Origin of the sequence: Microbacterium sp. HD4P20 (assembly GCF_019449275.2) — a bacterium.
Classification (GTDB): Bacteria; Actinomycetota; Actinomycetes; order Actinomycetales; family Microbacteriaceae; genus Microbacterium.
In genome coordinates this window covers 16,020-38,941 of record NZ_JAHZQZ020000006.1, presented here as the reverse complement: position 1 = coordinate 38,941, position 22,922 = coordinate 16,020, and the positions used below count along the sequence as shown (strand labels likewise).

Here is a 22,922-nt window from a genome sequence, read left to right as displayed (position 1 = left end):
CCCGAGACGCCGGCGGGTCAGGCCCGCAGCCCGGCCTCGAGGCGCTCAAGCCCGTACTCGAACGCTTCGTCGACATCGCCGCCGAGGCGGAACGCGCCCGCCAGCTCCATGCTGATGAACCCGGTCGCCCACGCCACGACGAGCCGCGCCGCCTCGAGGGCATGCGCGTCGCCGACGAGCGCCCGCGTCGCGGCGAGGATCGGATCAGCCGCGCGGCCCAGCGCCTCGGATGCGCCGTCGACGGCATACAGCAGCCGGAATCCTTCCGGGTACTCGTGCGCGAACGCCCGGTACACGCGGGCGAGGTCGGCGATGTCGAGACTGGATGCCGCGAGCCGGCCGGTCAGCTCATCCGCGGTCGCTTCTGCCACCAGCAAGACCAGAGCGTCACGGTCGCGCACGCGCTTGTACAGCGACGGTGCCCGCACTCCGACGCGTTCGGCCACGGCCTGCATCGTGAGCCCGGCCGGGCCTCCCTTCTCCAGCAGCTCTCGGCCGGCCGCGACGATGTCGGGCAGTGTCGTGCGCTCGGGTGTCGGCATCCGTTCCTCCTCGAAGGCTATTGACGTAAGCTATCATAGCTATCTAGCATAGCTATGCTTAGGAGGCATCATGAAGCTCGCTCCCCATCTTCACCGCATCGGCAACGACATCGTCGCGGCGTACCTGATCGTCGTGCCCGAGGGCATCACCGTCATCGACGCCGGGCTCCCCGGCCATTGGCGCGATCTGCAGGAGGAACTCGCGGCGATCGGACGCCCGCTCTCTGACGTGCGCGGCGTCGTGCTGACCCATGGCGACAGCGACCACGTCGGCTTCGCCGAGCGGCTGCGCCGCGAGCAGGGCGTGCCGGTGTACGTCCACGAGGCGGATGCCGACCGTGCCCGTGGCGGCGACAAGCCGAAGACCGCGATGGGCCGCATGCGCGTGGCGCCGACGCTCGGGTTCGCCACCTACGCCCTGCGCAAGGGCGGCGCGCGCACCACCTACCTCACCGAAGTGACCGAGGTCGCCGACGGCCATGTGCTGGATCTGCCCGGCGCGCCGCGGGTGATCGGGCTGCCCGGGCACTCCCCCGGCAGCATCGCCGTGCACGTTCCGGTCGCCCGCGCGGTCTTCGTCGGCGACGGCCTCACCACCCGGCATGTGCTCACCGGGCGCACGGGACCGCAGCCGGCACCGTTCACCGACGACCGCTCCGCGGCCCTCGCCTCGCTCGACGTGCTCGAAAGCGTCGACGCGGACTGGGTGCTGCCCGGCCACGGCGCACCCTGGCGTGGGTCGCCCGCCGAAGCTGCGGCATCCGTCCGCGCCGCCGCCTCGTCGGCCGCTCGCTGAGCACCGGGTTTTCGGGTCACCGAGCAGTTGCGCGGCGACCTCCGCAGGCCTGCCGCGCCAACTGACCCCGAAGCCCGCCGCCCATGCGCGTAACTCCGGAAGAATCGGCGGCTGGGATCCCGTGAGGGGCACCTTCATGCCGGTTCTTCCGGAGTTGCGCGCGTCCGAGCGCCGACCCGGCGCTGGCGCGCAGAGCGGGCGGCGGGTGCCGCGGGCCGGACCTGCCTCGGGCCGATGCCCCTCACTCAGCGAATGCCGCGCTCCAGCACGTGGTCGGCCAGGCCGTAGGCCACCGCGTCGGCGGCGGTGAAGACCCGGTCGCGGTCGGTGTCGGCGCGCAGCTTCGCGGCATCCTGCCCCGTATGCCGCGACAGGACCGCCTCGACGTCACCGCGCACGCGCACGAGCTCGTCGGCCTGCAGGATCAGATCCGGGATCGTGCCGCGCCCTTGCCCCGCCGGCTGGTGCAGCACGACGCGCGCGTGCGGCAGCACCGAGCGCTTGCCGGCGGCGCCGGCCGCGAGCATCACGGCGCCGACACCGATCGCCTGCCCGACGACCGTGGTCGCGACATCCGGCCGCACGTGCTGCATCGTGTCGTAGACGGCGAGCATCGCCGCCGGGTCTCCGCCCTCGCAATTGATGTAGAGCTGGATGTCGCGTTCCTGGCTGTCGGCATCCAGGTGCAGCAGCTGCGCGATGAGCGCGTTCGCGACGCCGGCGTCGATTCCCGTGCCGAGGTAGACGACGCGCTCGGCGAGCAGGTGCGAGTAGACGTCCATGACGCGATCGCCGCGCGGATGCTGCGCCACGACGTTCGGGATCGTGTACGAACTCATGCCGCCACCTCATTCGTCTGCTCTGCCGGAACTCCGAGTCCTGCCGGCCTGCGCCGCCGCGGCACGACCTGCGCGAAGTCGTCCACGATGCCGTCGATGAAGCCGTACTCGAGCGCCTGAGTCGCCGTGTACCAGCGGTCGTGGAGCGAGTCCTCGAAGATGCGGTCGACGCTCTGCCCGGTGTCTTCCGCGGTGAGCCCGAGCACTGTGTCGCGGACGTACCGGAGGTCGTCGGCCTGCACCTCGACCTCGACCGTCGAGCCGCCGATACCGGCCGAGCCCTGGTGCATCAGGATGCGCGCGTGGGGCAGCGCCCGCCGCTTGCCCTTCGTGCCCGCCGACAGCAGGAACTGCCCCGCGCTGCACGCCAGGCCCAGCGCGAGCGTCGCCACGTCGTTGGGAATGAGCCGCATGACGTCGCGGATCGCGAGCATCGAGGGGACCGAACCGCCGGGCGAATGGATCCAGAGCGCGATATCGGATGCCTCGTCCTCGGCCGCGAGCGCCAGCAGCTGGGTCGCGAGGAGGGTGCCGTTGTCATCGTCGAGGGGACCGTCGAGCACGAGCACGCGCTGGTGAAACAGCTCGCGTCGCGCTTCGGCCCCGAACTGCGGGATCTTGCCTTCTTCTGCCATGCCTCCAGCCTGCGTCGCGGCGCGGGCCGTGGCATCCGGATCCGCTCCCGGCGGCTCCGCCCACAGCAGACCCGGAGCGGCATCGTGACCCGGGACGACCCACCGCGACAACGCCGGGCGGTTGACCCGCCCCGCAGAAGTCCGCCAGCATGACGAGCATGTACCTCGTCTCCGTGATCGCCACGACCGTTGTCCTGCCACTCCTGGCAACCATCATCGAACTGACTGCATCACCCGGCGCGGACCCGCTGCTGGTCGCGGGCAAGTGGTTCGTCTTCTTCGGCGTGGGCATCCGGCTGCTGCTCGCGGGCCTGAGCCAGATCTTCCGTCCCGGGTTCACCGCGAAGAACCTGCTGGGCATCGAAACGGATGATGCGAACCAGGTCGTGCAGGAACTGGGATTCGCCAACACCGCAATGGGCATCGCCGGCCTCGTGGCCTACTTCTTCGCCGCTTCGTGGCTCCCCGCGGTGGCCGCCATCGCTGGGATCTTCCTACTGCTCGCGGGCCTCCGGCACCTCGTGAAGAAGGGCAAGAGCGCCACGGAATGGATCCCGACGGTCACCGATCTGATCCTCGCCGTCATCCTTCTCGCGTTCGTGGTCGTCTCGCTTCTGGCGTGACGCGCCCCGGAGTGCCGTTGTGACCTTCACCGCCGCGCCGGCTGGGACGACGCGATCGTGAGCGCCTCGCGCGCCCGCCGCTCGCCCGCGCCCCGTCCGGGTGGTCGCCGCTCGACGCGTACGCCCAACCTTGCGCCGGTGATCGTCGCCATGACGATCGGCAACGCGATCATCCTGGTGAGCCAGACAGCGATTCCGCTGGCGCTGCCCTCGGTGATGGAAGAGCTGCAGGTGGGGTCGTCCACGTCGCAATGGGTGCTGACGGCGGGCCTTCTCCCGCTGGCCGGCTTCCTCGTTCTCGGTGGCCGGCTGGCCGACCTGTTCGGTCTGCGACGCATCTTCGTCCTCGGGACCACCATCTTCACGCTCGCGTCGCTCGGAGCCGGTCTCGCGCCGACCTTCGAGCTGCTGGTGGTGGCGCGAGCGGTGCAGGGGGTCGGCGGCGCCCTCCTGCTGCCGACGTCGGTGGCGATCGTCTCGTCGGTGGCGGGCGCGAAGCAGGCCGGACGAGCGCTGGGAACCGTCGGCGGTGCGGCGGCTGTCGCCGGGGCATGCGGGCCGATCATCGGCGGCGCGCTCACCAGCGCGTTCGGTTGGCGGGCCGTCATGCTCGTCAACGTCCCGCTTGCCCTCATCGCGCTGGTCATGTCGCTTCTCGTCGTGCCGAGGGACTGCAGGCCTGCCGAACGGCCCCGCGTGGACCTCCTCGGTGCGGCGCTGCTGTGCATCGCCCTGGTCGGCGTGGTGTTCGGCCTGACGCAGTCCCAGGTGTGGGGCTGGGCCTCGCCCGGGGTGTACCTGCCGATCGCGGCGGCGGTCGCGGCAGGGGTTGCGTTCTTCGTGGTGGAGCGTCGCATCCGCGATCCGTTGATGAATTTCGCACTGCTGCGCAGACACAAGGACTATGCCGGAGCCACCATCAGCCAGGGCCTGGGCGGCATGCTCGAGATGGGTCTCGGAATCGTCTTTCCCCTGGTGCTCATCCTCAGCATCGGTCTCGACCCGGTCATGGCAGGTCTCGCCCTCCTTCCGACGACGCTGCCGATGGTCATCGTCGCCCCGCTCGCCGGCCGGTGGTACGACAGGTCGGGGGGCCGGACTCCGCTCGCCGTCGGGTTCGCTCTTCTCGCCCTCTCCGCGATCGCACTGATGGTCGGCGTGTGGGCCGGCGGTCTCGGGCCGCTCATTCCTGGGCTGTTCCTCTACGGGGTGGGGCTCGCGATCGTCCTGACCGTGAACGACCCGGTGTCGCTGGATTCGGTGCCGAAGATCAACCACGGCGAGGTGTCAGGGGTCTCGGCGACGGCCGAGCAGTTCGGCGGAGCGCTCGGGATCTCGCTGCTCTTCGTCATACTGCAGACCTCGTACGTCGCCCGCCTGCATGCGCTGGTCGATCAATCGTCCCTGTCGGACCTCAGCAGCGAGCAGTACGCGCAGTTCCACAAGGCGATGGATCAGGCCGAGCAGACCGGGCTGAACTTCCAGAATTTCGATCCGAGCTTCCAGCCCTACCTTCAGATCGCCTACGACGCCGGCACCTTCGGCTACATCATCACGTTCGCGGCGACCGCACTCATCGCCGTGCTCGGCGTTGTCTCGTCGCTGCTGCTCGTTCGCCGGACGCGCGCCGAGGCTCCGACCGACATGTCCACACCCGAGTCGGTCTTCGCCGCGAGCGTGACGGTCGGCAGCGGCCAGGCGCGGCGTCTCCGCCCGCCGCGGACCAGGGGCTAGGCCCGGCGGGACGGGGCGGCGAGCACGTCGCCCACGGCCTGTGCGAGGGCCTCGGTCACGCGGTCGGGATCGACGCGGCGCGCCATCTGCGCGGCCTCGCGGGCGAGGCGCGCGTGCTCCTCGGGGTCATCGATCACGCGCACGATCGCCGCGGTGAGCGCGTCGACGTCACCGTCGGGCACGAGCACCCCGCCGCCGTTCGCGAGGTGGTCGCGCGGCCCGTAGCGCACGTCGTACGCCACCACGGGGCATCCGTGCACCATCGCCTCGACGATCGCGAGCGCCTGGCCTTCGAATGCCGATGTGGTGAGGAAGGCGGATGCCGCGTCCAGCACGCGACCCGGATCGTCGGTGATGCCGCGCAGCACCACGTGCGCGCCGAGGCCCAGTTCGTCGATCAGGTGCTGCAGGCGTTCGTGCTCGGCGCCGCCGCCGTAGATGTCGAGGGTCGCGTGCGGCACCGCGGTCAGCACGGAGCGGAACGCGCGGATCGCGTGGTCGACGCGCTTGCCCGGGGCGAGCCGGTTGAGCATGACGACGCGACCCCGGTCCCGCTCGGCGCCGGGAACCACCGACGATGCCGCGGGCACGCCGGCGGGGATCACGAGGTGCACGCCCTCTTCGCCGAACCGCTCGACCACGTCGGAACGCTGCGACTCGCTCAGCCACAGCACCGCGTCGAAGCGCTCGGCCATGCTGAACCACCGGTCCCACAGGGCGTTGACCGGGGCGTCGGGCGTGTACGGCGGCTCGAGGTGGATGGTGTGGATCGAGTGGATCAGCCGCACTCCCGGGTCGCTCCACCCGGCGATGAGCTCGCCGAGCTGCCGCGACTCGCAGATCACGACGACGGGCTTCTCGCCGTTCTCGCGGCGCAGCTGCGCGACGACGTGCTCGAGCCACGCGCGGTACAACTCGCCGAACCCGGCCAGCACGCCGATCACCGTACCGTCGGCACCGTACACGGCGACCGGCGCCGTGGTGATGTGCCAGTCGGGATCGCCGTGGATCACCGGGATGCCGACGATCCCGCGGCCCTCGGCATCATCGACGCGGCGGTACTCGAGGGCGGGGTCGGGCTCACCCGGCCGTGCGGCCGCGCGCAGCCAGTCAGCGGCTCCGCCGCGGGGATCGGATGCCTCGTCGAACAGATTGCGCATGCGCTCCGGGTCGACGATCAGAGCACGCTCGTCGAAGGCCCGCCGGTGCTGCGCGTGGTCGACGGCGGTGCCGGGGTCGAACGTCAGGATGAGCGGGCCGCGTCCCTCGTGCACGCCCGCGGCGGCCATCTGCCGCGCGCGTGCGAGGACCGCGAGCCCGTACCCGCCGTCGTGATCGGGAATGAGCCTGCTCGAGAGGATCAGGTACTCGGCATCCGGAAACTGCGTCACGGTCCTATCCTCCCCCACCGGCTTCGCATCCCACGAGATGAACGACGGATGCCGCGGACCTGGGTCCGCGGCATCCGTCAGGGTCATTCCCACTCGATGGTGCCCGGGGGCTTGGAGGTGACGTCGAGCACGACGCGGTTGACCTCGCGCACCTCGTTGGTGATGCGGTTCGAGATCTTCGACAGCACGTCGTAGGGCAGGCGCGTCCAGTCGGCGGTCATCGCATCTTCGGACGAGACCGGGCGCAGCACGATGGGGTGGCCGTAGGTGCGGCCGTCGCCCTGCACGCCCACCGAGCGGACGTCGGCGAGCAGCACGACCGGGCACTGCCAGATCTCGTTGTCCAGCCCCGCGCGGGTCAGCTCTTCCCGTGCGATCGCGTCGGCATCGCGCAGAATCTCGAGGCGGTCAGCGGTGACCTCACCCACGATCCGGATGCCGAGGCCGGGGCCCGGAAAGGGCTGTCGGCCGACGATCCCCTCCGGAAGGCCGAGCTCGCGTCCGATCGCGCGCACTTCGTCCTTGAACAGGGTGCGCAGCGGCTCCACGAGCTCGAACTGCAGGTCTTCGGGAAGCCCGCCGACGTTATGGTGCGACTTGATGTTGGCGGTGCCCGAGCCGCCGCCCGACTCCACGACATCGGGGTAGAGCGTGCCCTGCACGAGGAAGCGGATGGGCTCGCCGTCGGCCGCCGCCTCGGCGATGAGAGCCTTCTCTGCCTCTTCGAACGTGCGGATGAACTCGCGTCCGATGATCTTGCGCTTCTGCTCCGGATCGCTCACGCCGGCCAGCGCCATGAGGAACCGCTCGCGCGCGTCGATCGTGATGAGCCGCACGCCGGTCGAGGCGACGTAGTCCTGCTCGACCTGCTCGCGCTCGCCCTTTCGCAACAGTCCGTGGTCGACGAAGATCGCGGTCAGCTGGTCGCCGACGGCCTCGTGCACGAGTGCCGTCGAGACGGCGGAGTCGACGCCGCCCGAAAGCGCCGAGATCACACGGCCCGAGCCGACCTGTGCCCGGATGCGTTCGACCTGCTCGGCGATGACGTTGCCGCTGTTCCAGTCGGCGGCGAGCCCGGCCGCCTTGTGCAGGAAGTTCTCGATCACTCGCTGGCCGTGGTCGGTGTGCTTGACCTCCGGATGCCACTGCACGCCGTACAGGCGACGCTCATCGCTGCCGAACGCGGCGACGGGCGTCACCGACGTCGAGGCGAGAACGTCGAAGCCATCGGGTGCCCGCGAAACCTGGTCGCCGTGGCTCATCCACACGTTCTGCTCGGCCGGCTGGCCGCCCAGCAGCACGCCGCCGTCACCCGTGACCGCGGCATCCGTCGCTCCGTACTCGCGCAGTCCGGTGTGCGCGACCTCGCCACCCAGCTGCTGCGCCATCACCTGGAAGCCGTAGCAGATGCCGAGGGTCGGAACGCCCAGCTCGAGCACGCCGGTGTCGAGCTGCGGTGCGCCCTCTTCGTAGACCGACGACGGTCCGCCCGAGAGGATGATCCCTACGGGGCTCTTCGCTGCGATCTCGGCCGCGGTCGCGGTGTGCGGCACGATCTCGCTGTAGACACCCGCCTCGCGCACGCGCCGGGCGATCAGCTGCGCGTACTGCGCACCGAAGTCGACGACGAGGACGGGGCGCTGCGAGGTCTCTGTCTGTTCTGTCAACGCTTGTTCTCCGTCGGGATGGCGTGGGTCAGGGAAGAGTGTTCGGCTCGCGTGTGCAGTTCTTCGTCTTCGCGGCGCTGGAGGTACGTCTTCACCTCGCGGGCGACGCGGGCCTCCATGAAGAACGACAGGAACGGCACGATGCCGCCGAGGGCGAGCATGATGAAGCGCCCGAACGGCCACCGCATGAGGCTCCACACGCGGAAGCACGAGAAGAGGTACACGACGTAGAACCAGCCGTGGGCCACCAGGATGAACAGCGAGATGTTGAAGCCGTCGCCGACCGACGTCATCTCGCAGTCGTTCGTCATCGGCGCGAACAGCGACCACCACTGGCAGTCCGGCCCCGCGATGACAGGTGCGAACCACAGCAGCCCGCCCGATCCGCCCGCGAAGAGCTCGACGTGGATCGGCGTGTACTTGAGGATCATCTCGGCGAGCAGCAGAAGCAGCATCGTGCCGGTGATGATCGAGCAGATCTGGTAGAACTTCAGGGCTCCGCGGATCGCCGGAAAAGAAGCGAGCTTGGGGGGCCGGGGCATGCTGCCAGTCTACCCGCGAGATTCCGCGGCACTGTGCGACGACGGATGCCGCAGCCACGCACGTCGCCCCCGTCCTGGCCGACGGGGGCGACGTGTGAAGGGCGGGTCAGTCCGCGGTCGGCAACGTCACCGCGATCAGCCCGGCCGGGTACCGGTCGCGTGCCGAGACGAACAGCAGGTCGCGCTCGGAGTCGATCGAGACGCCGTAGACCTTGTTGCCGTATTCGTGCGCGCTCAGTCGCTGCACCAGCGACAGATCCGAGGCCTGGTAGATCGTCACGCCGGACTGTTCGAACAGCGTGCTCTGATTGCCGACGATGACCAGTCCGGCCTCGCCGTCGACGTCGATCGACCGGAAGTCCGATCCGGCGACCTCGAGCACGTCGACCAGCGCATAGTCGGTGCCGCTGTAGACGCGGATGCCCTGCGTCGACCCGTCCGTGTCGCTGTTGCTCACGTAGATGAGGTCGTTCACCTCGTCGTACGCGACACCGTGCGTGCGCCAGGCGCCGCCGTCCGCCGGTCCTTCGACGACACGGATGAGGGCGCCCGTCTCGGCATCGCGGACGTCGAAGCCGGTGCCGCGGAGGCCGCCGAACACACGCCCGCCCGCGAAGTCGACGTCCATGCCGCGCACGCCGCCCGAGAAGGCGAAGGGTCCCGCGACCTTCGCGCCGGTCTCGGCATCCATGACCACCCAGTTGCCGCCGAACGCGACGGTGAGGTTGCCCGTCTGCGCGTCGAAGGCGATGTCGCGCAGGCCGTCCTCGACCGGATCGAGAGTCGGAGCGCTGAGCGTGCGCACGATCGTGTCGGTCTCGGGATCGATCACGTGCACGCGCGCCGGACGCATCTCGTCCGCGAGGTACACCAGACCGGTGGCCGGGTCGACCGCGGAGCCGACAGGGCGGATCTCGTCGGCACCTTCGGCCGTCTCGGTCACGATCGCGGTGAGAGCGGTGGCCGTGTACGGCTCCGACCCCGGATCCGTCGGATCGGTCGGATCCGTGGGATCGGTCGGGTCCGTGGGATCCGTCGGATCGGTCGGGTCCGTCGGATCCTCCGTGGCGGTGCGGATGCTGACCGTGACGGCCTTCGGCTCGAGCTCTTCGCCCGGAGGGTTGAGACGGAAGTCGCGGTTGGCGACGAAGACGCGCTGCCGCTCCTCGTCGACGGCGATGCCGTACCCGTCGCGACCGAACTCGGGACCCACGTTGTCGACGTGCATCGCGCCCGTCTCCAGGTCGTGCACGGAGAAGCCGCCGCCGGCCTCGCCGCTGCCGGTGTACCCGATGTAGAGGAGCCCGCGCTCGGAGTCGATGTCGAGCTGACGCGCGTCCGGACGCACCGCCGCCTCCCACTTCTTGGAGAACCCGTTCGCGGCGTCGAACGCCTGGATGCCGGGGTTGCCCTCGACATCGGTGAACGACGTGGTCACGATCCAGCCGGACGCCGGGTCGGCGGCGACGTAGTACGCATCCGCGGTCCCGTTGATCACGCCGAGCGACTCGCCCGTCGAGGCGCGGAACACCTCGACACCCCGGGCCGGCACCGCGACGTAGACGAAGTCGTTCACCGGGTCGACGTCGATCGATCGGTTGGACTCGATGATCGGGTACGACCCGCGAACCACCTGGCCGAAGTCCGCGTCGGCGATCGAGACCACCACCCAGTTGCGGTTCTGCTGACCCACATACAGCAGCTGCTGCTCTTCGTCGATGCCGAGATCGCGGATGTTCTCGGGCAACGTCATCTCACGCAGCACCTCATCCGTGTCGGGGTCGATCTCGAAGATCTTCCTGCTGTTCTGGTCACCCAGGTACAGCACGTCGCGAGCCTGGTCGTAGGCGACGCCGGCGGGCAGGGCGGCAGTATGGTCGCCACCGACGCTGTTGGGCATCACCGAATCGAGGTGTCCCAGCTGTTCGTAGGCGAACGTCTCGCTCGGATCCGTCGGCTCCTCCGACTCGATGCGGGTGCTCTCGGTCACCGCGAAAGGCTCGAGCTCTTCTCCCGGAGGGTTGAGCCGGAAGTCGCGGTTCGCCACGAAGACTCGCTGGCGCTCCTCGTCCACCGTGATGCCGTAGCCGTCTTTGCCGAACTGCGGACCGACCTTGTCGACCAGCAGCTCGCCACTGGCGAGGCTGTGCACCGAGAAGCCGCCGCGGTCAGCCGACGTGCCGGTGTACCCGACGTAGAGCAGGCCGTTCTCGGAGTCGATGTCGACCTGACGAGCACCGGCGCGCACCTCCTTCTCCCACTTCAGCGCGAAGCCGTTGACGGCGTCGAAGGCCTGCACATCGGGGACTCCCGCCACGCCCTGGAACTTCGTGGTGACGACCCATCCGGTGGCCGGGTCGGCGGCCACGTAGTAGGCGTCGGCGGTGCCGTTGATCACACCGAGCGACTCACCCGTCGAGGCGCGGAACACCTCCACACCACGGGCCGGGACGGCGACGTACACGAAGTCGTTCACGGGGTCGACATCCATCGACCGCTGCGACTCGATGATCGCGTACGGCCCCCGCTTGATCGCGCCGAAGTCCTCGTCGGCGATCGAGACGACCAGCCAGTTGCGATTCTGCTGACCCACGTAGAGCAGCTCGTTCTCCTCGTCGATGCCGAGGTCGCGGATGTTCTCCGGCAGTGTGATCGTGCGCAGCACCTCGTCGGTGTCGGGGTCGAGCTCGAAGACCTTCCGGCCGTTCTGGTCGCCGAGATAGAGCACGTCGCGCGTCTGGTGGTACGCGACGCCCGCCGGCAGTGCCGCGGTGTGCTCGCCGCCGATGCTGTCGGGCATCACGGCGTCCAGCTGAGCGGTCTGCTCGTAGTCGAACTCGCCCGTGGGCTCCTCGGGGTCGGTCGGGTCTGTCGGGTCGGGTCCATCCGGATCGCAGCCGAGGCACGGCGCGGGCGTGCCCGGGTCGATCACCTGCGGCTCGACGCCGTCGACCACGAGCTTGGTGTCTCCGGTCTTCGTGATGGTGAAGCCGTCGAAGAACTCTCCGTCGGCCGTCCGCGACTCGAAGCGCAGGGTGCCTCCGTTGATGTCGACCACCTGGTACGTCTGCAGGCCCGTGGCGAGCCGGCGCAGGTGCCCCCCGTTCTCGTTCCAATGGCGCGGACCGGCGTCGTAGAACTTCGACCCGACGCTGGACGAGACGTAGACCGGACCGGTCGAGCTGAGCTCGGGATCGGCACCGGCGGGCAGGTTCTGCTCGTTGGCGAGCAGGTTGCCGCGGCCGTACGCGTGATCGTGTCCCGTGAGCACCAGATCGACGTTGTGCTCCTCGAGGATCGGCCCCCATTGCTGTCGGATCCCGAGGTTGTTGCGCCCCTCGTCGAGCGAATAGACCGGGTGATGGAAGTACACCACCGTCCATGCCTGGTCATTGTCGGTCAGCACCTGGTCGAGCCACTCGGCCTGCACGCGCAGACCGTCCGTGTCGACGATGTTGCTGTTGAGCGAGACGAAGCGCACGCCCTGGTGGTCGGTGTAGTACACGCTCCCCTCGAGGGCGTCATAGACCTCGCCTTCGCCCTCGGGTCCGTTGTCGGGGAAGGCGTACATGTCTTGCCACTGCTGCGACAGCCCGCCGTCGTACTCGTGATTGCCGGGGGTGGTCAGCAGATTCTGCGTGCCGAGCGTGTACGAGAACGCCTCGTACACCTCACCCCACTGCTCGTCCGACTCCGCGTCGTTGACCAGGTCGCCGATCTGCAGCACGAGGTCGGCGTTCGGGCGGTCGCGGAACGCGTTGCGCACGACGCGAGACGCATCACTCCGGATGCCGTTCTGCACGTCACCGAGATAGACGAACGAGAACCGCTCGTCCTCGGCCGTAGCCGTCTCGAAGTCCTGCCACTCGCTGAAGTTCGTGCCGTCGCCTACGCGATACATGTACGAGACGCCGGGCTGGAGCTCGGAGAGCGTCGCGGTGTGCACCACATTGGTGTAGCCGAGGTCGGTCACCTGTTCGGTTCGCTGCTGCGCCACGATGCGCGCGACGCCGGTCGGGTACCCCGACGAGCTCATGGAGCGATATTCGACGATGCCCTCCGATACGGCTGTCGACGACCGCCACGAAACGACCTGCTGGGTCTTCGCGTCCGCGCCCGGCATGAGCGTGATCCGGTCCGGTACCTGCGAGGGCGCGTACCGCTCGGCGGCGGGGACGGATGCCGCGGTCGCGGGCGATGCCGTCGCGAGCATCCCACTCGTGAGCGCGACACCGCACACGAGGCCGGCGGCCAGGATGCGGCCGGCTGGACGAAGTCGAGCCATGATCAGGAGGCCTTTCGGTTGCGCAGAACGGAGCGGGCGACGACGGCGCCGCCGCCGGCGACGAGCACGCCGCCGAGGATCATCAGGGTGAGGGGAAGCGCGCCACCGGTGGCCGGCAGCTGCGCCGGCCGCGCACCGGCCTCAGCGCTGTCCGGGTCGACGGCGGGGTCGGTGCCCGGATCCGTCCCCGGACCCGTCCCGGGGTCCGTCCCAGGGTCGGTTCCTGGGTCGGTGCCCGGGTCGGTGCCGGGGTCGCCGGGCAGGGCGGGAGCGTCGACGCCGTCGCGTGTCGATCCGGGACCGCCCGTCCAGGCCACGTCATCCGTCACGAGCTTGCCGCCGGCGGCATCCTTCGTGATCGTAAACGCGTCGAAGAGCGCCCCGTCCACGGTTCGCGCCTCGACGTGCATGCGCCCGTCATCGGTCACATCGACCGTCTGGAACAGCTGGAGGTTCGCGCCCTTCACGCGCAGATGCGCGTCGTTGAGCGTCCAGTTGTCCTGACCGTCCGGCGACAGCCCGTAGTCCTTCGGGCCGGCGACGGTCACCATGTAGACCGGTCCGGTGTGGCTCTTGGCCGGGTCGGCACCCTCGGGCAGATTCTGCTCGTTGGCGAACAGGTTGCCGCGTCCGTACGTGTGGTCATGCCCCTGAAGCACGAGGTCGACATCGTGCTTCTCCAGGATCGGCAGCCATGCGTCCCGCACGACAGCGTTGTCGCGGTCACCGCTCGTCGAGAAGACCGGGTGGTGGAAAGTGACGACCGTCCACGCGTTCGGGTTTTCGTCGAGCACACCCTCGAGCCACTCGGTCTGCGCCGAGAACGGCTCACCGTTCTGGCGGTTCGTGTTCAGCGAGATGAACCGGACGCCCTGGTAGTCCACGAAATAGACCGTCTCCTCCAGCTCCGCGATGCCGGGGCCGTTGTACGGGAACGCGAATTGTGCGGGCCAGTACTCCGTGAGGTCGGGGCCGGGGTAGTACTCGTGGTTTCCCGGCGTCGCGATGAGGTTCGCATACTGGTTCATCAGCGCACCCGCACTGTTCCACTCGCCCCACTCGGCGTCACTGGTCTCGGTGTCGACGAGGTCGCCGGCGTGGACGGCCAGCTTCGCGTACGGTCGCGCCTCGAAGGCGGCACGGAACGCGCGGGAGGTGTACGCCTTGTTGTCGTTCTGCGCGTCGCCGAGCATCACGAAGCTGAAGTCGCCGGTCGCCGTGGTGGCGGTGCGGAACTCGAACCACTCGGTCCAGGTCTCGCCGTCGCCGACGCGATAGACGTAGGTGGTCTCGGGTTCGAGGCCCTCGATGGTGGCCGAATGGAAGGCGACGTCATACCCGAGGGTCGTGTCGAAGCTCGTCGTCGACTCCGCCGCCGCAGACTGTGCGCCCTCGACCACGCTCGGTCCGCTGAGCGCCCATTCGACGCGGGGCGAGGTCACCGTCGTCGCGGTGCGCCACGTGACGGCCTGGCTGACCGCCGGCGTCTCGGTCGGTGTCAGGATCACCCGGTCAGGTGCGGCGGACGGACGGTGGACGCTCGCCGGATCCACGGCAGGCGGCGCGAGACCGCCTCCGGCAGCCACTGCCACACCTCCGCTCAGCGAACTCAGGCCGACGATGACGGCGATGGCACCAGCCGTGATCGAAGCGGAGCGGGCAAGTCTCGGCACGCGAAAACACCTCTCGAGCAGAGCCGCCGTTCGGGTGGCGGCTCGGTGAGCGCACAGGGCGCGGGCCACTCCCCATGGCGGCCCAGAGAGAGTCTCTCTACCTCGCGGTGCCCGTATCGGCCGGTTCTCCGAGACTTTGCCGACCGTTCAGAAACCGCGCCGAAGTTCTCCGGCACGACCGCCGGCGGGCCCCGCTACAAAGCCCGCCGTTAGGTGCCGCTCCACCGCTCGTTCACCTCGATCTGAGCCCACGAAGGGTCAGAATGGGTTGGACGCGGTGCAAGAATCGCGCGGCGGGGTGGCCGGCTTAGGATGCCGTCGGCCGGGGTTCGCCGTCGCGCTCGGCTGCGGCATCCTCGAGGTCCTCGACTTCCTTTTCCCACGCGTCACGTGCGAGGCGATACCAGAGGTAGAACGCGAACCCGGCGAACACGGCCCACTCCGCCGCGTAGAAGATGTTGAGCCAGTTGACGTTCGAGCTCTCGTCGGGAGCAGGAGAGGCGATCGCGGTGAGCCCGCCGAACGGCGCCGTCGACGCCAGGTACGGGCGGTACACGTCCACGTCCTCGACATCGTGCCAGCGTCCGAGGAGCGCGGCCGGCGACATGCGCGTCATGGTCTGCGGATCCGCGCCGGAAGGCGGAGGCAGCGGGCCCTCGTCCGAGATGAGGCGACCGGTCACCTCGACCGGTTCGGAACGGGATCCGGATGCCTCCGCCTCGAGTCGCTCGATGGCCGCGTGCGCCTCGTCCTCGGTCGCCGCCCACCCGAGCGCGACGGCGATCGACGTCGGCTGCTCCGGCTCGGTCAGCCGCAGCTGCCCGGTCACCCAGTAGCCCCCCACGCCGTCGTTGAAGCGGGACGCGACGATGAGGAAGTCCTCCGGCACCCACGTTCCCGCCGTCTCGACCCGCTGTCCCACCAGAGGCTCGGGAAGGTATTGCCCCGGCTGCGCGACCTCGTCGAGCGGCCGCACCTGCTCGGTGGCACCAGGCGGCGGCGGATCGGTGTCGATGGCCCGGCCCAGCTGCCACTGACCGAGCCACGCGAACACTCCCGCGACGACGAGGCACAGCAGCAGCATCCCGATCCACTGCGGCCGGACCATCACCTCGCGCAGCGTCGGCGGGAAGACCTCGGGTTCGGCGGCGCCTGCGGGGTCGGGGTCGGTCACGGCTCGCGTCATCCGGCGGCGTAGGGCGCGACGACGACCTCGACGCGCTGGAACTCCTTGAGGTCGGAGTATCCGGTGGTGGCCATCGACTTGCGCAGCGCCCCGATGAGGTTCGCTGTGCCGTCGGCGACCGGCGCCGGCCCGTACAGGACCTCTTCGAGCGAGGCGACCTGGTCGACCTTCACGCGGCGGCCCCGCGGCAGCTTGGAGTGATGCGCCTCGGGACCCCAGTGGTAGCCCTGGCCAGGGGCATCCGTCGCACGCGCCAGCGCCACGCCGAGCATGACGGCGTCCGCGCCCATCGCGAGCGCCTTGACGATGTCGCCCGACGTGCCCACGCCGCCGTCGGCGATGACGTGGACGTAGCGTCCGCCCGACTCGTCGAGGTAGTCGCGGCGGGCTCCGGCGACGTCGGCGACGGCGGTGGCCATCGGCGCGTGCAGACCGAGCGTTGCGCGAGTGGTGGATGCCGCTCCCCCGCCGAACCCGACGAGCACACCTGCGGCGCCGGTGCGCATGAGGTGCAGCGCCGCGGTGTAGGTGGCGGCGCCGCCCACGATGACGGGGACGTCGAGGTCGTAGATGAACTTCTTGAGGTTCAGCGGCTGATCGACGCTCGACACGTGCTCGGCCGAGACCGTCGTGCCGCGGATCACGAAGAGGTCGACGCCGGCGGCGACGACGGTCTCGTACAGCTCCTGCGTGCGCTGCGGAGTGAGCGCGCCGGCGACGGTGACACCGGCCGCGCGGATCTCGGCGAGGCGGTCGCGCACGAGCTCTGGCTTGATCGGCTCGGCGTACAGCTCCTGCATGCGGCGCGTCGCGGCGGTCTTGTCGAGGCCCGAGATCTCGGCGAGCAGCGGCTCGGGGTCGTCGTAGCGGGTCCACAGGCCCTCGAGGTCGAGCACGCCGAGGCCACCGAGCTGGCCGAGCATGATCGCCGTCCTCGGGCTCACCACCGAGTCCATCGGAGCGCCCAGCACCGGGATGTCGAAGCTGAACGCGTCGATCGTCCAGGTCGTGGAGACGTCCTCGGGATTGCGCGTGCGCCTCGACGGCACCACCGCGATGTCGTCGAACGTGTACGCGCGGCGTGCGCGCTTGGCGCGACCGAGTTCGATGTCCATGCTCACCACCCCAGCCTACCGGGCCGGTTTGTTCGCGCCCGCTGCCCCTCCCCCCTCTCGCCGACCATGTCCCTCTCACGCCGAGCATGTCCCTCTCACGCCGAGCATGTTGGTTTCGCGGCGAGCATGTGGGCATGCTCGGTGAGAGACCCACATGGTCGGTGAGAAACCCACATGGTCGGCGACCCCGGGGATGCGGGAGAGCGGGGATGCGGGATCGCTCAGCGGGCGCGAGCCACCCGCGCTTCGTCCCACACGGGCGCGTCGGACTCGAACACACGGCCGTCGGCGCCGAACACCACGAACCTGTCGAAAGACTTCGCGAGCCAGCGGTCGTGCGTGACCGCCAGGACGGTGCCCTCGAACCGGCCGAGCGCGTCCTGCAGCGCCTCGGCCGAAACCAGGTCGAGGTTGTCGGTGGGCTCGTCGAGGAGTAGCAGTGTCGCACCCGAGAGCTCGAGCAGCAGGATCTGGAACCGCGCCTGCTGTCCGCCCGACAGGCTGTCGAAGGTCTGCTCGGCCTGGCCGACGAGGCCGTAGCGGTCCAGCGCGGAGCTCGCGGCATCCCTCGGCAGTCCTGCTCGTGCGTCTTCACCGCGGTGCAGGATGTCGAGCAGGGTGCGTCCGGCGAACTCGGGGTGCGTGTGGGTCTGGGCGAACCATCCCGGCACGACCCGCGCTCCGAGCACCGCGCGGCCGGTGTGCGGCACCGTCTCGAGGCCGGCACCCGTCGTCGTGAGGTGCCCGAGTCGCGCGTCGGGGTCGGTGCCGCCCCGCGCCAGCAGCCGCAGGAAGTGCGACTTGCCCGACCCATTCGAGCCGAGCACCGCGACCCGGTCGCCGAACCACACCTCGAGGTCGAACGGCTTCATGAGTCCGGTCAGTTCGAGCTGCTCGGCGACCACGGCGCGCTTCCCGTGCGGGCACCGCGCAGCCGGAGCGCGAGGTCCTGCTCGGGCGGACGCTCCTGCGGCGGTCCCGCCTCCTCGAACTTGCGCAGCCGCGTCTGGGCCGCTCGATACCGAGAGGTGAAGGAGTCGTTCGCGGTCGCCTTGACCTTGAGCGTCGCGACGAGCTCCTTGAGCTTGACGTGCTGCTCGTCCCAGCGCCGCCGCAGTTCGTCGAGCCGCGCCATGCGCTCGTCGCGAGCGCGGTGGTATGTGCCGAAGCCACCGCCGTGCACCCACGCCGTGCTTCCCGCGCCGCCGACCTCGAGCGTCGCGATGCGGTCGGCGGCGCGTGCCAGCAGCTCGCGGTCGTGCGACACGAGCAGCACGGTCTTCGGCGTCTCGCGCAGCCGCTCCTCGAGCCAGCGCTTGCCGGGCACGTCGAGGTAGTTGTCGGGCTCGTCCAGCAGCAGCACCTGGTCGGGTCCGCGCAGCAGCGCCTCGAGTGCGAGCCGCTTCTGCTCGCCGCCCGACAGCGTCGTGAGTTCGCGGAACCGCGCACGCGAGAACGGGATGCCGAGGGCCGCGGCCGTGCAGGTGTCCCAGACGGTCTCGTACTCGTAGCCGCCGGCCTCGGCGTAGTCGGCGAGCGCGCCGGCGTACCGCATCTGGGTGTCGAGATCGTCGTGCTCGATGATGGCGGCCTCGGCGTCCTCGAGCTCGCGCGCCGCGCGACGGACCCGATCGGGCGCGACCGAGATCAGCAGGTCGTGAACGGTCTGTCCGGCAGCACCGTGTCCGACGAACTGGTCCATCACGCCGAGACCGCCGTCGATCGAGACGACCCCGCCATGAGGCGCGATCTCGCCGCGCACGATGCGCAGCAGGGTGGTCTTGCCCCCGCCGTTCTGACCGATGAGCGCCGTCGTCGAGCCTTCGCCGACGCGGAAGCTCACTTCATCCAGCAACGGACGCCCGTCCGGCAGCGCATACGAGACGGCGGCGATGTCGATGTACCCCACGGTGTTCCTGTCCGCTGCCCCGCCCTTGCGGCGACTCGGCAGCCGACCAGCCTATGAGCGGGGGGACGGATGCCGCAAGCTCAGGCGGCCGCGTACCGGCCGGACTTGATCGCCCGCTCGCGGGCCTTGGCGGCCTCTTCTTCGCGGTTCTTGGGGGGCGTCACGGCGACGAGATCGTCCAGCAGGTGCTGCGTGATGTGCGCGATGTCGTGCACGGCACGGTCGAAGGCCTCCTGGTTGGCCTTGGACGGCTTGGTCGTGCCCGCGATCTTGCGGACGTACTGCAGCGCGGCGGCGTGGACCTCTTCGGAGGATGCCGCGGGCTCGAAGTTGTGGAGCGTGTGGATGTTCCGGCACATGCCCCGACGATACGCCGCACCGGCGACGCGGTGAAGATTCCCGTTCTCGTTGATTGCGGACCGAATCTGTCCGCGATGCTGGAGAGCATGGGTGCATGGAACAGAACGCGATCGTCCCCTTTCGTATCGACATCCCCCAGTCCGCCCTCGACGATCTGCGCGAGCGACTCGCCCACGCGCGCTTCGCCGCGCAGCTCCCCGCGGCATCGAACGAGTGGTCGGCCCCTGAGCCCCCCGACCAGGACTGGTCGCGCGGCGCACCGGACGCGTGGCTGCGCGAGACCGTGGACCACTGGCGCGACGGCTTCGACTGGCGCGCGTTCGAAGAGCGTGTCAACGGCATCCCGCAGTTCGTCACCGAGGTCGACGGACAGCGCATCCACTTCCTGCACGTGCGCTCTTCGCATCCCGACGCCACCCCGTTGATCCTCACCCACGGCTGGCCGGGCTCGTTCGTCGAGTTCCTGCACCTTATTCCGCTCCTCACCGAGCCGCAGCAGCACGGCGGCGCAGCATCCGATGCGTTCCATGTCGTCATCCCCTCGGTGCCCGGCTTCGCCTTCTCGGCTCCACTCGCGGATGCCTCGTGGGATGACACCCACGTCGCCCGCGCGTTCGCCGAGCTGATGTCGCGCCTCGGCTACGAACGTTTCGTCGCGCAGGGCGGCGACTACGGCGCCGGAGTCGCCCCCGAGATCGGGCGGGTCGCCCCCGAGCGAGTGATCGGGGTGCACGTCAACGGGACCACGGGAACGATGCCCGAGTTGCCGCTGCCGGTAGAAGAATCCGCGACGCTCACCGAAGGCGAGCGCCGCGCGATCGCCGACATCGAGGCGTTCCAGTGGCAGCAGATGGGCTACATCTCCATCCAGGCGACCCGGCCCGGGTTGATCGGCACGATGCTCGCCGACAGCCCGGTCGCTCAGCTCGCGTGGATCATGGACAAGTTCCAATCATGGACGTGGCCGGTCGAAACGCCTGTCTTCGAGATCCTCGACCGCGACGTGCTGCTTGCCAACGCGTCCCTGTACTGGCTCACCGCCACCGCGGGCTCCGCCGCGCTCACCGTCTACGGGCACGCGGGAGGATGGGGCGAAGCCAAGGAGAAGAGCGGCGTGCCCACCGCGGTGATCAACTTCGCACACGACATCGCCATCCGCCGGTACGTCGAGAAGGAGAACACCGTCGTTCGCTGGACGGAGGTCGACCGGGGCGGCCATTTCGCAGCTCTCGAGGAGCCGGACACCCTGGTCGCCGACCTGCGCGCATTCGTCGCAGGTCTGCGCTGAGCCGGCGCGCGGCATCCTCATGGTGTGGATCGGGGATGCCGCGCCCCCGCGACCTACCAGCGCTCGGTGCCGCGCGGAATGACGTCGAGCACGTGGGGGAGCTCGGTGGGAAAGCATGACCGGAAGAGCTCGGTGATCTGCGGGTCGGAGCCGTAGTCGTCGACGAGGCGCAGGCCGATCATGGTGCTGATCAGCATGCCCTCGGCCATGAAGGAGCGGGCTTCTTCCGCGTCGAAGCCGACCTCGTCGCGGAAGAACCGCCACACGTCGGCGAAGCCCTTGCGGGCGGCCGGCCCGATCATGGGGTGACTGCCGAGCAGGTAGGCATGAGCGAGTGTCTGGTGCAGTCCTCGCACCTCGAGAAGGCTGACGTATGCCTCGCCGATCCGTTTGCCGACCGGCTTGTCGCCGTCGTCGCCTTCTGCCAGCGCGGCGCGGAACGCCGCGAACAGCCGCATCAGAGCGTCGTCGATCGTCGCGAGGAAGAGGTTCTCCTTCGAGCCGAAGAGCCGCACCACGTACGGCTGGCTGACGCCCGCGGCGCGGGCGACCTCATCCGTGGTGGCGCCCTCGTAACCGCGTGCTCCGAAGACCATCAGCGCTGCGTGGAGGATCTGGCGGCGACGCTCGTCCGATGTCAGACGCCGTGCCGGATCGGTCGTCTCCTCCGGGGCGACGATGCTGTCGGAACTCATTCCCGAAGGTTATCAGCGAATGACTTGACTTTGTAATCAGTCGATTACTACATTGCACATCAGAAGTAATCATCCAATTACTACGGAGACCTCATGGCCCTCGATCCTCTCGCCACCGCCACGACCGAGCATCCGGCTCAGACGCGCCGCGCTCGCCCGTTCGCGCTCATCATCGCCGCGGCATCCCTTCCGATGTTCATGGCCACCCTCGACAACCTCGTCATGACCAACGCGCTGCCCGTGCTGCATCGCGAGATGGGTGCGAGCGTCGAGCAGCTGCAGTGGTTCGTCAACGCGTACACGCTTGCGTTCGCCGGCGCGATCCTGGTCGCATCGGCCCTCGGCGACCGATTCGGTCGACGTACCGTGTTCGCGATCGGCATCGCGGTGTTCGGGATCGGCTCGGTGTTCGCGGCGCTCAGCACCGACCCCGGTCAACTGATCGCCGCGCGCGCGTTGCAGGGCCTCGGCGCTGCAGCGGTCATGCCACTGTCGCTCGCGCTGCTGAGCGGCGCCGTGCCGCCGACGCGACGGGCGCTGGCGATCGGCATCTGGGGTGGCGTCTCGGGCCTGGGCGTCGCCGTCGGACCGCTCGTCGGCGGCGCCATCATGGAGGGCTGGAACTGGCAGGCGATCTTCTGGATCAACGTGCCCGTCGCCCTCATCGCGATCCCCCTCGCGCTCGTCGTGCTGCGCAATGACTTCGGCGCGCGGGCGCGCATCGACGTGCCGGGCGCCGTGCTGGCCGCCGCGGGAGTCCTCGCGCTCGTGCATGCCATCGTGCGCGGCAACGACGACGGCTGGGATTCGCCGGGCGTGATCAGCGAGATCGCGCTCGGCGCGGTGCTGCTCGCGCTCTTCTTCTTCTGGCAGACCCGCGCCAAGGCGCCGCTGGTACCCCTGCGACTGTTCCGTGACCGCTCGTTCTCGGTGACGAACATCATCGGGTTCGCCTTCAGCTTCGGTACGTTCGGCGCGGTCTTCCTGCTCATCCAGTACCTGCAGGTCGTCCAGGGCTCTTCGCCCCTCGAGGCCGCACTGCAGACCTCGCCGTGGACCCTCGCGCCGATGGTCGTCGCCCCGATCGCAGGCATGCTCGCTCCCCGCGTCGGGACGCGCGTGCTGATGGTGACCGGCCTCGCGTTGCAGGCAGCCGCGCTCACCTGGATCGGCCTCATCCTGTCGACCGACCTCGACTACCCGGCCCTGATCGCGCCGTTCATCATGGCGGGAGTCGGCATGGCCCTCGTCTTCGCGCCGTCGGCGACGGCGCTGCTTGCCACACTCGGCCTGCTCGACCACGCCAAGGCCTCGGGCGTGAATTCGACCGTCCGAGAGCTCGGCGTCGCTCTGGGCACCGCGGTCATGACCGCGATCTTCGTCAGCGCCGGCGGCGAACTGCTGCCCGACCTCTATGTCGACGCTGCGCGTCCCGCGGTCCTCACCGGCGCCGCCGTGCTCCTCGCCGCGACGATCGCCGCGCTATGGCTGCCCGCGGGGCGGTCTGCGACGACAGACCCCACGGCGCCGGATGCCGCGGCCGTGGTCGACGCGGAGGCCCCGGCGGCCCAGGCTGCGGCATCCGATCTCGCCACGGTCGGCTGATCCCCGTCCCCTTCGCGCCGTCGGTCGAGGCGCGAAG

The 22,922-nt window shown here is 69.5% G+C and carries 17 protein-coding genes and 1 pseudogene; 5 read left to right on the top strand and 13 right to left on the bottom strand.

What is annotated here, in order from left to right:
- Positions 1-17: 17 nt before the first annotated feature.
- Entirely contained in the window at positions 18-542 is a 525-nt protein-coding gene (locus tag K0817_RS01010; protein ID WP_219979235.1) for a TetR/AcrR family transcriptional regulator, read from the bottom strand.
- A gap of 70 nt (positions 543-612) precedes the next feature.
- On the opposite strand from K0817_RS01010, the gene K0817_RS01005 reads away from it, so the two are divergent.
- Positions 613-1,338, top strand: a complete 726-nt coding sequence (locus K0817_RS01005; RefSeq protein ID WP_219979234.1) for an MBL fold metallo-hydrolase — start codon at positions 613-615, stop codon at positions 1,336-1,338.
- Positions 1,339-1,583: 245 nt separating this feature from the next.
- On the opposite strand, the gene K0817_RS01000 is transcribed toward K0817_RS01005, so the two are convergent.
- Together K0817_RS01000 and K0817_RS00995 are read right to left on the bottom strand one after the other, a co-directional pair.
- On the bottom strand, positions 1,584-2,177 hold the full coding sequence (locus tag K0817_RS01000) for a ClpP family protease (RefSeq protein WP_219979233.1): 594 nt from the start codon (positions 2,175-2,177) through the stop codon (positions 1,584-1,586).
- Positions 2,174-2,812 carry a ClpP family protease gene (locus K0817_RS00995; protein ID WP_219979232.1) on the bottom strand — a complete coding sequence of 213 codons (639 nt, stop codon included), beginning with the start codon at positions 2,810-2,812 and terminating at the stop codon, positions 2,174-2,176. Before K0817_RS00995 ends, K0817_RS01000 begins: the two co-directional genes overlap by 4 nt.
- Before the next feature lie 158 nt (positions 2,813-2,970).
- Here K0817_RS00995 and K0817_RS00990 point away from each other — a divergent pair, with 158 nt between their 5' ends.
- Positions 2,971-3,435: a DUF6790 family protein gene (locus K0817_RS00990; RefSeq protein ID WP_253735097.1), complete on the top strand. Its 465-nt coding sequence runs from the start codon at positions 2,971-2,973 to the stop codon at positions 3,433-3,435.
- Between the two features lie 57 nt (positions 3,436-3,492).
- Positions 3,493-5,169, top strand: a complete 1,677-nt coding sequence (locus K0817_RS00985; protein ID WP_219979230.1) for an MFS transporter — start codon at positions 3,493-3,495, stop codon at positions 5,167-5,169.
- On the opposite strand, the gene K0817_RS00980 is transcribed toward K0817_RS00985, so the two are convergent.
- From K0817_RS00980 to K0817_RS00940, 9 genes and pseudogenes are all read right to left on the bottom strand, one after another.
- Complete coding sequence (locus tag K0817_RS00980) at positions 5,166-6,560, bottom strand: glycosyltransferase (protein WP_219979229.1); 1,395 nt, start codon at positions 6,558-6,560, stop codon at positions 5,166-5,168. The two genes, K0817_RS00985 and K0817_RS00980, sit on opposite strands and share 4 nt — an antisense overlap.
- An 83-nt stretch (positions 6,561-6,643) precedes the next feature.
- Entirely contained in the window at positions 6,644-8,227 is a 1,584-nt protein-coding gene (gene guaA / locus K0817_RS00975; protein ID WP_219979228.1) for a glutamine-hydrolyzing GMP synthase, read from the bottom strand.
- Positions 8,224-8,769, bottom strand: coding sequence for a DUF3817 domain-containing protein (locus tag K0817_RS00970; protein WP_219979227.1), 546 nt, complete (start codon positions 8,767-8,769; stop codon positions 8,224-8,226). The genes guaA and K0817_RS00970 overlap by 4 nt, the downstream gene beginning before the upstream one ends.
- 106 nt (positions 8,770-8,875) lie before the next feature.
- Entirely contained in the window at positions 8,876-13,054 is a 4,179-nt protein-coding gene (locus K0817_RS00965; protein WP_219979226.1) for a metallophosphoesterase, read from the bottom strand.
- A gap of 2 nt (positions 13,055-13,056) precedes the next feature.
- Positions 13,057-14,727: a metallophosphoesterase family protein gene (locus K0817_RS00960; protein WP_219979225.1), complete on the bottom strand. Its 1,671-nt coding sequence runs from the start codon at positions 14,725-14,727 to the stop codon at positions 13,057-13,059.
- Positions 14,728-15,034: 307 nt separating this feature from the next.
- A complete protein-coding gene (locus K0817_RS00955) occupies positions 15,035-15,835 on the bottom strand; it encodes an SURF1 family protein (RefSeq protein WP_219979375.1) in 801 nt (266 codons plus the stop codon).
- A 74-nt stretch (positions 15,836-15,909) separates the two neighbouring features.
- Positions 15,910-17,028 carry a GuaB3 family IMP dehydrogenase-related protein gene (locus K0817_RS00950; protein WP_219979374.1) on the bottom strand — a complete coding sequence of 373 codons (1,119 nt, stop codon included), beginning with the start codon at positions 17,026-17,028 and terminating at the stop codon, positions 15,910-15,912.
- 221 nt (positions 17,029-17,249) lie between these two features.
- A pseudogene (locus K0817_RS00945) lies at positions 17,250-18,937 on the bottom strand (ABC-F family ATP-binding cassette domain-containing protein).
- A gap of 80 nt (positions 18,938-19,017) precedes the next feature.
- Positions 19,018-19,296, bottom strand: coding sequence for a DUF2277 domain-containing protein (locus tag K0817_RS00940; RefSeq protein ID WP_219979224.1), 279 nt, complete (start codon positions 19,294-19,296; stop codon positions 19,018-19,020).
- Positions 19,297-19,391: 95 nt separating this feature from the next.
- Between K0817_RS00940 and K0817_RS00935 the strand changes: the two genes are divergently transcribed.
- Entirely contained in the window at positions 19,392-20,585 is a 1,194-nt protein-coding gene (locus tag K0817_RS00935; protein WP_219979223.1) for an epoxide hydrolase family protein, read from the top strand.
- 53 nt (positions 20,586-20,638) lie between these two features.
- Here the strand turns inward: K0817_RS00935 and K0817_RS00930 are convergent, their stop codons facing one another.
- Positions 20,639-21,280 carry a TetR/AcrR family transcriptional regulator gene (locus tag K0817_RS00930; protein WP_219979222.1) on the bottom strand — a complete coding sequence of 214 codons (642 nt, stop codon included), beginning with the start codon at positions 21,278-21,280 and terminating at the stop codon, positions 20,639-20,641.
- A 93-nt stretch (positions 21,281-21,373) separates the two neighbouring features.
- On the opposite strand from K0817_RS00930, the gene K0817_RS00925 reads away from it, so the two are divergent.
- Complete coding sequence (locus K0817_RS00925; protein WP_219979221.1) at positions 21,374-22,885, top strand: MFS transporter; 1,512 nt, start codon at positions 21,374-21,376, stop codon at positions 22,883-22,885.
- Positions 22,886-22,922 lie beyond the last annotated feature (37 nt).

What these genes read in the sequence shown, in the direction of transcription:
- K0817_RS01010 (WP_219979235.1), bottom strand. Translation starts at nt 542, where the DNA reads ATGCCGACACCCGAGCGCACGACACTGCCCGACATCGTCGCGGCCGGC.
- K0817_RS01005 (WP_219979234.1), top strand. Translation starts at nt 613, where the DNA reads ATGAAGCTCGCTCCCCATCTTCACCGCATCGGCAACGACATCGTCGCG.
- K0817_RS01000 (WP_219979233.1), bottom strand. Translation starts at nt 2,177, where the DNA reads ATGAGTTCGTACACGATCCCGAACGTCGTGGCGCAGCATCCGCGCGGC.
- K0817_RS00995 (WP_219979232.1), bottom strand. Translation starts at nt 2,812, where the DNA reads ATGGCAGAAGAAGGCAAGATCCCGCAGTTCGGGGCCGAAGCGCGACGC.
- K0817_RS00990 (WP_253735097.1), top strand. Translation starts at nt 2,971, where the DNA reads ATGTACCTCGTCTCCGTGATCGCCACGACCGTTGTCCTGCCACTCCTG.
- K0817_RS00970 (WP_219979227.1), bottom strand. Translation starts at nt 8,769, where the DNA reads ATGCCCCGGCCCCCCAAGCTCGCTTCTTTTCCGGCGATCCGCGGAGCC.
- K0817_RS00965 (WP_219979226.1), bottom strand. Translation starts at nt 13,054, where the DNA reads ATGGCTCGACTTCGTCCAGCCGGCCGCATCCTGGCCGCCGGCCTCGTG.
- K0817_RS00955 (WP_219979375.1), bottom strand. Translation starts at nt 15,835, where the DNA reads ATGGTCCGGCCGCAGTGGATCGGGATGCTGCTGCTGTGCCTCGTCGTC.
- K0817_RS00950 (WP_219979374.1), bottom strand. Translation starts at nt 17,028, where the DNA reads ATGGACATCGAACTCGGTCGCGCCAAGCGCGCACGCCGCGCGTACACG.
- K0817_RS00940 (WP_219979224.1), bottom strand. Translation starts at nt 19,296, where the DNA reads ATGTGCCGGAACATCCACACGCTCCACAACTTCGAGCCCGCGGCATCC.
- K0817_RS00935 (WP_219979223.1), top strand. Translation starts at nt 19,392, where the DNA reads ATGGAACAGAACGCGATCGTCCCCTTTCGTATCGACATCCCCCAGTCC.
- K0817_RS00930 (WP_219979222.1), bottom strand. Translation starts at nt 21,280, where the DNA reads ATGAGTTCCGACAGCATCGTCGCCCCGGAGGAGACGACCGATCCGGCA.
- K0817_RS00925 (WP_219979221.1), top strand. Translation starts at nt 21,374, where the DNA reads ATGGCCCTCGATCCTCTCGCCACCGCCACGACCGAGCATCCGGCTCAG.